We start from the raw sequence: 12099 nt of genomic DNA, 5'->3' as shown, positions 1-12099 counted from the left end.
TGTCAGAAAAGTGTTTGACATATTTTCTGAAATCTTTATTATACGCCCCACAAGACGGAGAGGTGTCCGAGTGGCCGAAGGAGCTCCCCTGCTAAGGGAGTATAGAGTTTGTAGCTCTATCGAGGGTTCGAATCCCTCCCTCTCCACCATTTTTTAAATGGCGAAATCTTGTAAACGTAAAGATGGGCGCATAGCTCAGCTGGATAGAGTACCTGGCTACGAACCAGGCGGTCGGAGGTTCGAATCCTCCTGCGCCCACCATTCTTTACACACTCTGCTTAGAGTTAAAACAAGAAAAAATGAAAGTGGGCGCATAGCTCAGCTGGATAGAGTACCTGGCTACGAACCAGGCGGTCGGAGGTTCGAATCCTCCTGCGCCCACCACTTTCAACTCTCACTTAGAGTATAAATAAGTAAATATGAAAGTGGGCGCATAGCTCAGCTGGATAGAGTACCTGGCTACGAACCAGGCGGTCGGAGGTTCGAATCCTCCTGCGCCCACCACTTTCTATTACTACAAAAGTTAATAGAAAAGAAACCGACGAAAGTCGGTTTTTTTGTGCCTAAAATAAAGTGAAATTGGCAAAGTAGCTAGCTACGAACCAGACTGTCAGAGGTTCACTCTTACAAGATACGTCCTGCGCCCAGCACTTTCATACATAAGCCGACATTAAGTCGGTTTTTTTGTGCCTAAAATAAAGTGAAATTGGAAGAGCAGTAGGGTTTGCACTCGACGGTCGGAGGTCCACTCTTAGAAGATACGTCCTGCGCCCACCACTTTCTATTACTATTAAAGTTAATAGAAAAGAAACCGACGAAAGTCGGTTTTTTTATGCCTGAAATAAAGTGAATATGGAAAAGTAGTAAGCTACGAACCAGACGGTCGGAGGTTCACTCTTACAAGACACGTCCTGCGCCCACCACTTTCATAGATAAGCCGACATTAAGTCGGTTTTTTTGTGCCTGAAATTTAAGAAAGTCTTCAAGATATCAGTTAAACCCAATTATACACACCGCTAAATTTTGCATTCAGCCACTTCTCTAAAAGCGCAGCGGCGCTTAACCTCTTTGTGAATAACGGCTTTAAAAACTTAAATATACAAAGAACTTGCTTATATTAGCAGCGCAGCTTCTCATTCCTAAAACCTAAAACCTAAAACCTAAAACCTAAAACCTAAAACCTAAGCTGCTCTTTAAACTCGGCTGTGTTATTTTGAACGTCTTGTTTAAAAGGATCTTGCTGTATGTTTAAAACCGTATTTTTTATATTCTTATTTATTTTAAGCGCACTTTTTACTGTTACCGCACACGCAAATGAGGCTAAACATTCAATAACAGTAGGTGCAGAACAGTTTGCTTTGTACTTACCGCAATTAAAAAATAAGCGTGTAGGGCTGGTGGTTAATCAAACTTCTGTAGTGGGGCAAAGGCATTTAGTTGATAGCTTGCTGGCTAAAAACATCAACATCACTAAAATTTTTGCACCCGAGCATGGCTTTCGAGGTGATCATGACGCGGGAGCGCATGTTAAAAACGCCGTTGATAGCAAAACCGGTATTCCACTGATTTCTATTTACGGTAAAAACAAAAAACCAAGCGCCAAGGTGCTTAGCGATGTTGATGTGATAATTTTTGATATTCAGGATGTGGGTGTGCGTTTTTACACCTACATTAGCTCAATGCATTACATGATGGAGGCCGCGGCTGAGCAAGGCGTTGGATTTATGGTACTTGATAGGCCAAATCCTAATATTAGCCACATTGACGGGCCAATTTTAGAGCCGCAGTTTAAATCGTTTGTGGGTATGCACCCAATCCCTGTATTACACGGTATGACGGTAGGCGAGCTAGCTAAAATGATCAAAGGCGAGGGCTGGATCAACCAAGCAGCTGAGTTACAACTGAGCGTCATTGCTGTTGATCATTACACTCGCACCAGTCGTTATAGTTTACCGGTAAAACCAAGCCCTAATTTACCCAACGATCAATCAATAGCGCTGTATCCCTCGTTGTGCTTTTTTGAGGCAACTCCTGTTAGCATAGGTAGAGGAACTGACTTTGCATTTCAGGTTATTGGTTATTCACCAGTAGCACTTGGGGACTTTAGCTTTACCCCTCGCTCAATAAAAGGCGCAGCGCTTAATCCTAAATTTAAAGACCAAATGGTGAAAGGGATTGATTTACGCCATAGTGATACCACTGGCTTAAACTTAAATTATTTAATTAATGCTTACCAGCAACTGACTCAGGCTAAACAGCCGTTTTTTGAACGTGCCGACTTTATGGATAAACTCGCAGGAACTGATCAGCTCAGGCTTGCCATAGAAGCGGGGCGATCAGCTGAGGAAATTAAACAAAGTTGGCAAGCGGGGCTTGAGCAATTTAAACAGCAAAGAGCGCCTTATTTGCTCTACCAATAAAGGAATGGGTGTGTATTTAAATTTTTCCGTGTTAGCAAAGCGTACTTTTTTTAACGCGCTGACAATTGCGCTTTGCTTTATTATTACCGGTTGCAGTGGCGCAAGCAGTGCAATTAAATCTCAGCGCCCGTTTATTCCTAATCAAATACAAAGCCTCGCTCATGCTCAGGTGATTGCCACCTTTCCTGAGTCCAACCCCAGCAGCAGAGAATATGTAAATAATCGTGGCACCTTTAAAGCGTATAAAGGGCGCGGAAAATTATTACTACAAAATGAAAGTGCCTTAAGTGCCGATATTTATATTAATAATAAAAAGTTAGCGCTTGATACCCTGCAAAAAAATACTGAGTATGCCTTTAATTTAGGGCAGTACACTCACAACGGAGTTAACACTTTTAAGGTTGATAACATTCAACCTGCTGACGGCAGTTTAACTCTGCGATTTGCCTTTGCTACTCTAAATAGCTCAGTGGCTAAAACCATTGATTTTAGTGCGGTAGATAAGCTAATAGAAAAAGATGTAAGTGCGGGCTTTCCTGGTGCGGTATTAGCGGTAATTAAAGCGGGTAAGATATTAAAATTAACCGCTTATGGTGATGCCAAGCAATATCAGCAAAATGACTTAATGTTGTTACGCCCAGAGCCCATGCAAACAAATACACTCTTTGATTTAGCCTCAAACACAAAAATATTTGCTACTAACTTTGCGTTAATGAAACTAGTAAGCGAAGGGCAATTAAACATAAATAACAGAGTGAGTGATTACCTAACAGAATACCAAGGCGATGGACGAGAGCTGCGCCAAGTTAAAGACTTACTCACTCATAAAGCCGGTTATCCGCCAGTGTTCGACTTTCATCGAAAAGACACCCGCTATGGCGAGGCGTTTTTTTCACAAGCCAGCGACACCACCAAACAATTACTGCTTACCAGCGTGCCACTAGCCAGTGAGCCAAGCGCCCAGCATGTTTACTCTGACATTGATTACATGATTTTAGGGGTTTTAATTGAGCGTATTAGCGGCCAACCGCTCGACAAATACCTAGAGCAGCATATTTACGCGCCTTTAAAGCTTAACAACACTTTATTTAACCCGCTTAAAAAAGGCTTTAATCGTCAGCAGTTTGCCGCCACGGAGCTAAGTGGAAATACCCGCGATGGCCGTATTCATTTTGATAATATTCGCACCAATGTATTGCAAGGGCAGGTACATGATGAGCGTGCTTTTTATTCACTTGATGGTGTAGCAGGCCATGCAGGACTATTTAGTAATGCCCCCGATTTAGCCGTTTTATGCCAAGTGTTACTCAACAAGGGGGGTTACGGCGATAAGCAAATTTTTAATGCCAGTAGTTTGGCGCAGTTTTTAACCCCACAAAGTACCGATGAAACCTACGGCTTAGGCTTTCGTCTTGCAGGAAATAATCAAGCGCGGCGCTGGCACTTTGGCCCGTATGCCAGCCCACAAGCTTATGGACACACAGGTTGGACTGGCACAGTAACTGTGATTGATCCCGCTTACGATTTAGCCATCATCTTACTTACCAATGCACGCCATTCACCAATTAAAGGTAGTGAAAAACGTTATCAGTTTGTAGGTAAAAACTATGAAACAGCTCAATATGGTTCTATTGTTTCATTAATTTATGAGGCGCTGTTAAATCAGTAAACTCAGTGAGTGACTTAATGGTGTAAATCTATTAAGTTAACTGCTTACTATTAACTAACCAAGGCTGTTAAAGCCGCGTTTATTATAAAAATTAAAAAGGTTTGTTTATGCATTGGTATTCTATTTTGCCACCGCTGATTGCCATTATTATTGTGTTTTGGCGCAAAGAAGTCATTATGGCGCTGCTTGTTGCGGTAATTTCATCGGAATTTTTACTTGCCCTACAAGGTGAAGGAAATAGCGTATTTACTACGTTTTTAAATAGCATTGAGCGCATAGTTGCTGTGGCCAGTTCTCCCGGTAATACCCGCATACTCATCTTTAGTATTTTAATAGGCGCCTTACTTGCCTATATTCGCGAATCTGGCGGTGTTGCTGCTACTGTTAATTTACTGATGAACAAAGGCGTTGCTAAAAGTAAGCGCCAAGTGGGCTTTTTAACTATGTTTACCGGCGTTGCGGTATTTATAGAGTCAAACTTAAGTGTGCTTACCTCGGGTATTTTATCTCGCGGCCTGTTCGACAAATTTAAAATGAGCCGCGCGCGTTTAGCTTACATAATCGATAGCACCAGCGCCCCTGTGTGTATTTTAATTTTATTAAATGGCTGGGGTGCATTTGTACTGGGCTTGTTAGGTAATTACGAATTAGGCGAGTCGGCGGTATCGGTATTGTGGGGCAGCGTAGGCTATAATTTTTACGCCATAATCACCTTGGTTATTGTTTTTTATACCATTGCCTTTGATAAAGTACATGGCCCAATGAAAGTAGCCGAGCAAAAACTAGAGCTACAAACAACCGAGCTAAAAGAGGAAGTAAAAGGCTCTAAAGCACGCTTTATGTTGGTGCCATTACTTACGCTGATTGTGAGCATGGTCGGTTTTATGTTTTACACTGGTAACGGCGTACTTGCCGAGGGCAGTGGTTCAAAATCGGTATTGTATGCCACGGTGTTGGCTATTGTTGTGGCCTATTGTTTAATGATTAGTTCGCGCCAGTTTACCCACCACCAATTAGTCGATACTGGCTTTAAAGGCATGGGCGAATTACTCCCGCTGGTAAGTATTGTATTGCTCTCGCTCACCTTGGGCGCAAGCTTAAAAGAGCTAGGTACAGGGGTGTTTGTGGCATCTTTGGTTGGCGATTACTTACCAATATATTTAATAGTGCCAGTGCTGTTTTTAACCGGTGCGGTTATGTCGTTTACTACAGGTACATCTTGGGGCACATTTGCCATACTTATCCCCATTGGCGTACCGCTTATTCAAGCGCTTGGTTTACCGCCATCGCTGGTGGTGGGCGCTATTTTAGGTGGCGGCATATTTGGCGATCACTGCTCCCCTATATCTGACACCAGCGCAGTATCAGCCATTGCCTCAGGTTGTGATTTACTCACCCACGTTAAAACCCAGTTACCCTATGCATTAGTTGGCGGCGGCCTAACGTTTGTTGCTTACTTAGTAACGAGCTTAATTGTTTTGTAGGTTGGGTTGAGCGTAGCGAAACCCAACAAAGTGAGTGAGTTTAAAGCCTGCAAATATGCAGGCTTTTTTGTTTGTCATAGCAGCAATAACACAGCACTCACTGATGAATTAACTTTTTATATTTGGCGGGAGTTATTTGCAAAATGGCATTGAATTCATTGTTTAGATGGGATTGATCAGCAAAACCGCATTCAAGAGCGAGTTGTGCCAAACTTAGCAGTGGGTTTTCTTTTATCAATTTTTTGGCCTGCCTGACTCTGTAAATACGTGCTAAGTGTTTGGCGGTAATGCCGCAGGTATTTTTAACGTAACGCTCTAATTGCCGTCTGCCTTTTGGGCTATCATCGTAAGCAGTAGTAAGTGGAGTAAGATTGATTATTTTATGGATCAGTGTTCGTGTATGCTCAATAGTATGATGATGTACTTCTGGTGCATTGAAGTGTACTGATAATAAATCAATAAATGAATCTAAACTCGCATGTTGATTAAGCGCTTGTGCAATACCCGTTAAAGTGGTTGGAGCAACAAGGGAATGATTAACCTTTTTTAGGTGAGCAAGCCCTGCGGGCTTAAACCTGATCCCACAAAAAATGGAGCCTGCAGTAAATGTCACTTTTTCTGATTGAGTTGATATGGTTTGCATGGAATAGGGGAGATTTAATGGTTTGCCAGCTAAGTTAAGCTGCCCAGAAATTAAAAATATCACCCCTTGGGCACCATCGCAGGGGAGCCAGCTCTCACCTGAAAATTGGGCACGAGCAAACCAAAGTGCTTGTACATAATTTGCGATATTGCCCGTTGGACTATAAAGATCAAGTAATAGTTTATCGTTCATTAAACTCAACAGTCGGTTTAAACATTTTCACCATGCGATTCCAGCTATTTATAGCATTGATTGCCACTGTGAGGGTAACTAAATTTGGTTGATCAAATAACTCGGCAAGAACAAGATAAAAGTCATCATCAATGTTCTGTGACAAGGTTAACTTTTCGCAAAGCGCTAATGCAGCACGCTCTTTCTTGTTATAAAGAGGCGTGTCTTGCCACGCATTGAGGGCAATAATACGGTTAATACTTTCGCCATACTCCAGCGCTTGTTTGCTATGCATTGCTAAGCAATACGCACATTGGTTTAACTGTGATGTTCTTAGTTTTAGCAGCTCCCAAATTGTTAATCCAAAGCTTGCTTCGACTTTCCGTTTGATCAGTGCTTCTTGCTTAATCAAGTAGGTCATTAACTCGGGTTCAACTGTATAGTAATTAGCTCTTTGCATAATCGTTCCTAATAGATAAATAACAGTTATCTAGTTTAGTGACGAGTAAATAAAAATAATTGCAAAAAAGCGACTTTCGCTAATAAGTTAATGGTAAAAAAGCTCTGGCAATAGCAAGGATCAGTGTATTAGTTTCTAAAGCTTACCCTTTGGCTCTATATGGTAAATACCTATGGCGTCGATCCCAAGATACAAATCACCATTTGGGTGGCTAGAGTACAACGATAAAATCACTAGGGGATTGTTTAAATTGTAGGAGGAGTAAAAGCGAATTTCACCACTGAGGGCACAGAGGCGCTACGTGCTACACAGAGGTAAATAATAATAGCTTTTTATTAATAGGTTACGTTTATTGAATGTTGTATGGCACTATATGAAAAAGAATGGTTTAAAGGGAAATTAAATGCACGATATTAAAGACTTCAACTGGAACAAGCCAACCAACCGTTCACTGGGGGAGTATTTTCCTGCTGATAAATTAGATCGTGCTCGTTATGCCACATTCTTATCAAGGCTATTGGCTCAAGAAGGTTTTGACAAAAGTAGGCCTGATGATGAGCAAAAGAAAAACTATGTATTAAATCTCAATGCTGAATGGGGGGCAGGTAAAACCTATTTTCTTAAGCGTTGGTCACGAGAATTAATAGTCGATTTTCCTGTTGTATATATTGATGCATGGCAGCAAGACTATTCAGACGACCCATTTTTAACTGTAATTGCAGGTATCATCAAGCAGCTTCAACGTCAGGCTAAGTTTAATATAACTATTCCTAAAAGTGCCGTTTCGATGTTTAAGGCTGTTGCACCTGCTATTGCACAAGGCCTAACTAAAAAAATATCAGGCATAGATTTAGATGAGTTACACACATTACTATTCTCTGATGAAGAAATTGAAGATGATCAAAAGCAAAATTCTAACAAGTTAACTGGCAGCGACTTTTCGCCTGCTGTAAAGGCGCTTGCGCAAAACTTAATTAAAGATCATGAAGCTAAAAACAAAAGTATTGAAGTAATAAAATCTAAGTTAGCTGATTGGGTCTGTAAGTTTGAAGAGCAGGAAGGTAAATCGTTACCGATATTTATTTTTATCGATGAATTAGATCGCTGCCGTCCGAGTTATGCAGTTGAGATGCTTGAGACTATTAAACATATTTTTGACGTAAAAGGCATCGTGTTTGTTGTGGCTACGGATACCGAGCAGTTACAACATACAATCAAATCAATATATGGTGAAGGGTTTGATGCAAAAGTTTATTTAGGTCGCTTTTTTAATAGCCGTTATAGCCTAAAAAGACCTGTTTTAAAGAATTTTTTATCAGTACATAGTGATACAACTAAATTTGAGTCTGCGTATTTAAAAAGTAAAAATATTGAGTTACTTCCTCGCACAGAAACACCCGAAACTGCTTTAGCTAATATTTCTGTTGTATTAGATGCTTTTAAGGTATCAGCAAGAACAGCTATTCAAATTACGGAGCGCATTACAGCCATTATAATGAATTTACCAAGTGGTAAAAAAGTAGATGTACTCGTACTCGCAGTTTTATTTTGTATCTATGAAAAAGATCACTCACTTTATGAAGAGGTAATAACTGGAAGGTTTAAACGAGATGGAAAAAATCATAAAGGTGAAGTACGAAATATAAACTTAAATAATTACTTAAAACAGAGTATTCAAGAAGAACAGCAATTAGCAGAAATAAAATACTTTATTGAGCCATTATCGTACACAAATACTTTCTACTCAGGTTATGGTCAAAGTGAAGATAATAATTTCCCTACTGAAAATTACTCTATACAACTAGCTGAATTTATAGATAGTATCTTTTGCAGAGGATTTAATAATACAACAAATTCTGTGGCTCTAATGGTTAGTTCAAGTAGTGAGAACATAACGGCACTTCATAGCGCTGAACTAAATTTAGCAAATGCTGATGTGAGAAATCCTAGGGTAGGCAATATTACACTATTATGGGTAAGTTATATTTATATAAAAGATGGCTATAAAGAAATTACCAAAGAGCAATATCGTGATTTTATAGAGCTTTCCTCACCATTAGATTATATGGGCGATAGTTAACTACCTCTGTGCAGCACGAAGCGCCTCAGTGCTCTCGGTGGTAATATTTATCTAAATTACCACCAACTTTAACTGAGCTAAACCACCTTAAGCTCCACACTGCTTAACCCCAACCCCCGCATGCTTCAGCGCAATAATCTGCCCTTTGCCATTATGCGCCATGGCGAGCATATCACCGGTATTTATATTACTTTCAACTGCGTGCCTTCCCTTTAAATCACTTAAGAGCGACTGTTTAATTTGTACCAGTACTTCGTCATTACAACTGGCTATGTACCAGTCGTTGTCGACCTTTACGAGCGTGCCGTATTCTATATGGTGTTGTTGATGGCGGCGTAAGTCGTTTGCTAGCTGGGTGTCGAGCGCGCGTTTTTGTTGCGTTATGGTGCTTGCGTAGTTACCTGTTTGATCTATTTCATGCGTTGTTATAAACGAGTAGTCGTGTATGTCTATGGTGTTTAATACGGTTTTAGGGGCAGTATTTATCACGTTGTTACTGTCGAGCACTATAAAAGCCAGTAAGCCCAATGCGCAGGTAAGGCTTGTGAGTTGCAGGGCAAAGCCAAGCTTTTTAGGTTGTTTTTGGATTACGCTATGTTTTAACGCCTGTTGCTGAGCGTGCGAAAGTCTGGTGCGTGCTTTACGCTCGTTATAATGTTGTGTGAGCTTTTCATCAAACTGCTCATCAGGCTTGTTCATTATAATCTCCTAATAATTGTTTTAGGTTTTGTTTGGCGTAGCGTAGCCTTGTTTTTATGGTTTGGGCGTTGCTTTGCGTTATAAGTTCTATGTCGGCAAGGCTAAAGCCTTCTTGTTGTAAGGTGATGGCTTCGCGCTGCACAAAGCTAAGTTGCTTGAGCGCAGCATTAAACGCTTCATAACTTATGTATGTGTCGCCTATGTGTGAGTCACTACTTGTTAATTCACTTTGATTGTTATTTTGCGCAGGCAGTTGGCTGTTTTCGTCAAGCTCGACAAAGTGTTGCTGTTTGCGGTATTCGTCTATCAGAGTGTTACGTGCGAGTCGAAATAACCAGGCTTTAGGCGTGGTTTGCGCTTGGTACAGATGGCGCTTTTCGATTACTTTGAGCCATGTTTGTTGGCTTATATCGTAGGCTAACTGTGTATTAGACTGGGTAACTAGGTAGTGATATAAATCGTTACTGTATAAGGCAATAAGCTGCTCTAAGTGGCGGTTGTCGCCACTTTTTGCATACCGCGCCATGCAGTCTTTGCTTGGCGCTTCAAATAACCATGACTTAATACTCAATAGCATAGGCGCTTATTCCTTTACTGCGAACTGTCTAATTTAAAATCAAGCTGTACGGTTTGACCTGTTTGTAATTGTGCCACACCTTCAATTACTTTTGGACGATATTTCCAGCGTTTAATTGCGCGAAGTGCTTCGCGATCAAATATGCGTTTTGGTTCGGCATTTACTACTGTGGCATCAATCACTTCACCTGTGGGTGAAATATTAAAGCTAAGTTGTACCCAGCCTTCTATACCATCACGTGCTGCGCTAGTTGGGTATTTAGGATTTATACGTACAATGGGTGAAGCATCTCCCGTAGGGCGGGTAAGTGTTTGCTTCATACCGTCACCAAATCCGTCAATTACTATGGGTGGTGCTGTGCTTATTGCTGTTATTGGCTCATTACTAGGTGTTACACGTGGTGGTGCTTTAGGCGGCACTTTAGGTGTGGGTGGTGGCGGTATTCTTTTAATATGCGTGGTTTGTTTATCTTCTGGTGCTTGAAAAATCTCAACAGTAATATCATCACCCAATGTTATAGGTGCTCTTTGTTCGCCACTAATTAAGTATTGCATAAAGGCAAATGCAATAAAGGTCATCACAGCACCGCCAATAACAGCTGTTGATGTTTTGAACATGGGGTTTTTAGGAAATTCAAGTGTGTGCATAAGCCGCTCCAAATTAACTTATAATGTTGTTTCAGAGCTATAACGGCTGGCAGATAGAAAAGGGGTGAAATAGTTTTAAAATTTAATTGTTTTTATCTAGACATGGTAAAACCTCTGTCGGAAACGACTTTAATATTTATGCTGAATTTGCCTTTGCTGAACCTGAAAAACTGCGGGAACTTGCCGCTACCTATCCAATAATAGCTAAAAAGTTGAGTTTGTTTATTACCGCGTATACGCAGTTTTCGGCTAAATATCAGCAAGACTTTGAAGATTATTTTGCGAGAACAGGTTTGAGTGATGTTGCTGTACAGCCTGATAATTTTGAAATGACTATCCATTTAGATTTAAACGATCTTAAGCCACAGATAAGCCAATGAGGTTTTTCTTTTTGGGCTGTTATCTCTGCTTAGCATTATGCTAGAATCGGCCTTATCATATAATAAATAAGGATATTTTTGTGGATATTATCATTGGTCAAAATGTGCTGAAGAAAAAAGCGCAACTAACTCAACTTTCTGAGCGCGCTATTGGGCGGGCTTTCAAAGAGCAAGCCGCTTTGGCAATCCAAATGACACAGTGCAGTGCTGCGGTTTATCGCCGCTTACAACGCACCTATAAATCTACTGTAACACCTAGGGATCAAAAGCGTGTTAAAGCCGGTGGCTTAACGACACAGTCCGTTGTTTTTTCTACCAGTAATAATAGTCAAAAATCTTTTAATAGCTTACTTCCTGCTATGCGTGGGGGAGCTTCAGCACCCGGTAGTGTTGCAAAAACATCTAACGATGTTGCTATTGCTTCAAATCAGCCCCAAGCAATCAACTTATTAGCTTTATTACACCCAGTGATAAACGAAGATATTATGAAAACAGGTAATAGTGTTGAGAAAGCGGCAACTATTTTAGGCCTTGTTACTACAACTGTTGGTTTTGCTGTTCCTGGTGGTAGTGTTGCTTCTTCAATTGTGAGCTGGGTGGGAAGCGGTGCTACTTATTCAGGGTTTACTATGTCGAGAATTCGCCCTGACGCCCCTGATCGTGCATATCACCAACTAACAAACTATATTACTTGCTTGGCTGCATGGAATAAAAAGGCATGCGAGTTAATTGATATTGCAGATCCAAATGGGAAGTGGACTTTTCGAGATATTGAAACAGGATTTGCTTAAAAGCTAAAACAATTAAGGGAGTATAATTACTCCCTTAATTGATGTTTGCTTAGCGTGTTTTGAAAGCATTAAAAGCAG

The 12099-nt window shown here is 40.7% G+C and carries 11 protein-coding genes and 4 tRNA genes; 10 read left to right on the top strand and 5 right to left on the bottom strand.

The window, feature by feature from the left end:
- Positions 1-56 precede the first annotated feature (56 nt).
- The 7 genes from ACNSN3_RS12105 to ACNSN3_RS12075 all read left to right on the top strand — a co-directional run bounded on the left by ACNSN3_RS12105 (position 57) and on the right by ACNSN3_RS12075 (position 5573).
- Positions 57-149: transfer RNA gene (locus ACNSN3_RS12105), tRNA-Ser, on the top strand.
- A 35-nt stretch (positions 150-184) separates the two neighbouring features.
- Positions 185-261 (top strand) — tRNA-Arg (locus ACNSN3_RS12100).
- A gap of 46 nt (positions 262-307) precedes the next feature.
- A tRNA-Arg gene (locus ACNSN3_RS12095) sits at positions 308-384 on the top strand.
- A gap of 43 nt (positions 385-427) precedes the next feature.
- Positions 428-504, top strand: a tRNA-Arg gene (locus ACNSN3_RS12090).
- 740 nt (positions 505-1244) lie between these two features.
- A complete protein-coding gene (locus ACNSN3_RS12085; RefSeq protein WP_418607518.1) occupies positions 1245-2420 on the top strand; it encodes an exo-beta-N-acetylmuramidase NamZ domain-containing protein in 1176 nt (391 codons plus the stop codon).
- A gap of 10 nt (positions 2421-2430) precedes the next feature.
- The gene (pbp4b, locus tag ACNSN3_RS12080; RefSeq protein ID WP_418607516.1) at positions 2431-4089 is read left to right on the top strand and encodes a penicillin binding protein PBP4B; all 1659 of its coding nucleotides are present in this window, start codon (positions 2431-2433) and stop codon (positions 4087-4089) included.
- 107 nt (positions 4090-4196) lie between these two features.
- Positions 4197-5573 (top strand): Na+/H+ antiporter NhaC family protein, encoded by a 1377-nt coding sequence (locus ACNSN3_RS12075; protein WP_021033151.1) that lies wholly within the window; start codon positions 4197-4199, stop codon positions 5571-5573.
- 97 nt (positions 5574-5670) lie between these two features.
- On the opposite strand, the gene ACNSN3_RS12070 is transcribed toward ACNSN3_RS12075, so the two are convergent.
- Both ACNSN3_RS12070 and ACNSN3_RS12065 read right to left on the bottom strand, forming a co-directional pair.
- The gene (locus tag ACNSN3_RS12070; RefSeq protein WP_418607514.1) at positions 5671-6408 is read right to left on the bottom strand and encodes a helix-turn-helix domain-containing protein; all 738 of its coding nucleotides are present in this window, start codon (positions 6406-6408) and stop codon (positions 5671-5673) included.
- Positions 6398-6847, bottom strand: a complete 450-nt coding sequence (locus ACNSN3_RS12065; protein ID WP_010393059.1) for a carboxymuconolactone decarboxylase family protein — start codon at positions 6845-6847, stop codon at positions 6398-6400. Before ACNSN3_RS12065 ends, ACNSN3_RS12070 begins: the two co-directional genes overlap by 11 nt.
- 403 nt (positions 6848-7250) lie before the next feature.
- Here ACNSN3_RS12065 and ACNSN3_RS12060 point away from each other — a divergent pair, with 403 nt between their 5' ends.
- Complete coding sequence (locus ACNSN3_RS12060) at positions 7251-8927, top strand: KAP family P-loop NTPase fold protein (protein ID WP_418607511.1); 1677 nt, start codon at positions 7251-7253, stop codon at positions 8925-8927.
- A gap of 87 nt (positions 8928-9014) precedes the next feature.
- On the opposite strand, the gene ACNSN3_RS12055 is transcribed toward ACNSN3_RS12060, so the two are convergent.
- The 3 genes from ACNSN3_RS12055 to ACNSN3_RS12045 are packed head-to-tail and all read right to left on the bottom strand — an operon-like array spanning position 9015 to position 10850.
- Positions 9015-9626, bottom strand: a complete 612-nt coding sequence (locus tag ACNSN3_RS12055) for a hypothetical protein (protein ID WP_075169803.1) — start codon at positions 9624-9626, stop codon at positions 9015-9017.
- The gene (locus ACNSN3_RS12050; RefSeq protein WP_075169802.1) at positions 9613-10203 is read right to left on the bottom strand and encodes a sigma-70 family RNA polymerase sigma factor; all 591 of its coding nucleotides are present in this window, start codon (positions 10201-10203) and stop codon (positions 9613-9615) included. Before ACNSN3_RS12050 ends, ACNSN3_RS12055 begins: the two co-directional genes overlap by 14 nt.
- Positions 10204-10217: 14 nt before the next feature.
- The gene (locus tag ACNSN3_RS12045; protein WP_075169801.1) at positions 10218-10850 is read right to left on the bottom strand and encodes an energy transducer TonB; all 633 of its coding nucleotides are present in this window, start codon (positions 10848-10850) and stop codon (positions 10218-10220) included.
- An 86-nt stretch (positions 10851-10936) separates the two neighbouring features.
- Between ACNSN3_RS12045 and ACNSN3_RS12040 the strand changes: the two genes are divergently transcribed.
- Both ACNSN3_RS12040 and ACNSN3_RS12035 read left to right on the top strand, forming a co-directional pair.
- Positions 10937-11230: a hypothetical protein gene (locus ACNSN3_RS12040; protein ID WP_418607509.1), complete on the top strand. Its 294-nt coding sequence runs from the start codon at positions 10937-10939 to the stop codon at positions 11228-11230.
- An 80-nt stretch (positions 11231-11310) separates the two neighbouring features.
- Complete coding sequence (locus tag ACNSN3_RS12035) at positions 11311-12021, top strand: hypothetical protein (protein ID WP_010387555.1); 711 nt, start codon at positions 11311-11313, stop codon at positions 12019-12021.
- The last annotated feature ends 78 nt before the right edge of the window (positions 12022-12099 follow it).

It is taken from the genome of Pseudoalteromonas sp. US3C1004 (assembly GCF_048401065.1).
Lineage (GTDB): Bacteria > Pseudomonadota > Gammaproteobacteria > Enterobacterales > Alteromonadaceae > Pseudoalteromonas > Pseudoalteromonas undina.
Note: the sequence above shows the minus strand (reverse complement) of the source record. Positions and strands in the feature narration are given on the sequence as shown.

What these genes read in the sequence shown, in the direction of transcription:
- ACNSN3_RS12085 (WP_418607518.1), top strand. Translation starts at nt 1,245, where the DNA reads ATGTTTAAAACCGTATTTTTTATATTCTTATTTATTTTAAGCGCACTT.
- ACNSN3_RS12075 (WP_021033151.1), top strand. Translation starts at nt 4,197, where the DNA reads ATGCATTGGTATTCTATTTTGCCACCGCTGATTGCCATTATTATTGTG.
- ACNSN3_RS12070 (WP_418607514.1), bottom strand. Translation starts at nt 6,408, where the DNA reads ATGAACGATAAACTATTACTTGATCTTTATAGTCCAACGGGCAATATC.
- ACNSN3_RS12065 (WP_010393059.1), bottom strand. Translation starts at nt 6,847, where the DNA reads ATGCAAAGAGCTAATTACTATACAGTTGAACCCGAGTTAATGACCTAC.
- ACNSN3_RS12060 (WP_418607511.1), top strand. Translation starts at nt 7,251, where the DNA reads ATGCACGATATTAAAGACTTCAACTGGAACAAGCCAACCAACCGTTCA.
- ACNSN3_RS12055 (WP_075169803.1), bottom strand. Translation starts at nt 9,626, where the DNA reads ATGAACAAGCCTGATGAGCAGTTTGATGAAAAGCTCACACAACATTAT.
- ACNSN3_RS12050 (WP_075169802.1), bottom strand. Translation starts at nt 10,203, where the DNA reads ATGCTATTGAGTATTAAGTCATGGTTATTTGAAGCGCCAAGCAAAGAC.
- ACNSN3_RS12045 (WP_075169801.1), bottom strand. Translation starts at nt 10,850, where the DNA reads ATGCACACACTTGAATTTCCTAAAAACCCCATGTTCAAAACATCAACA.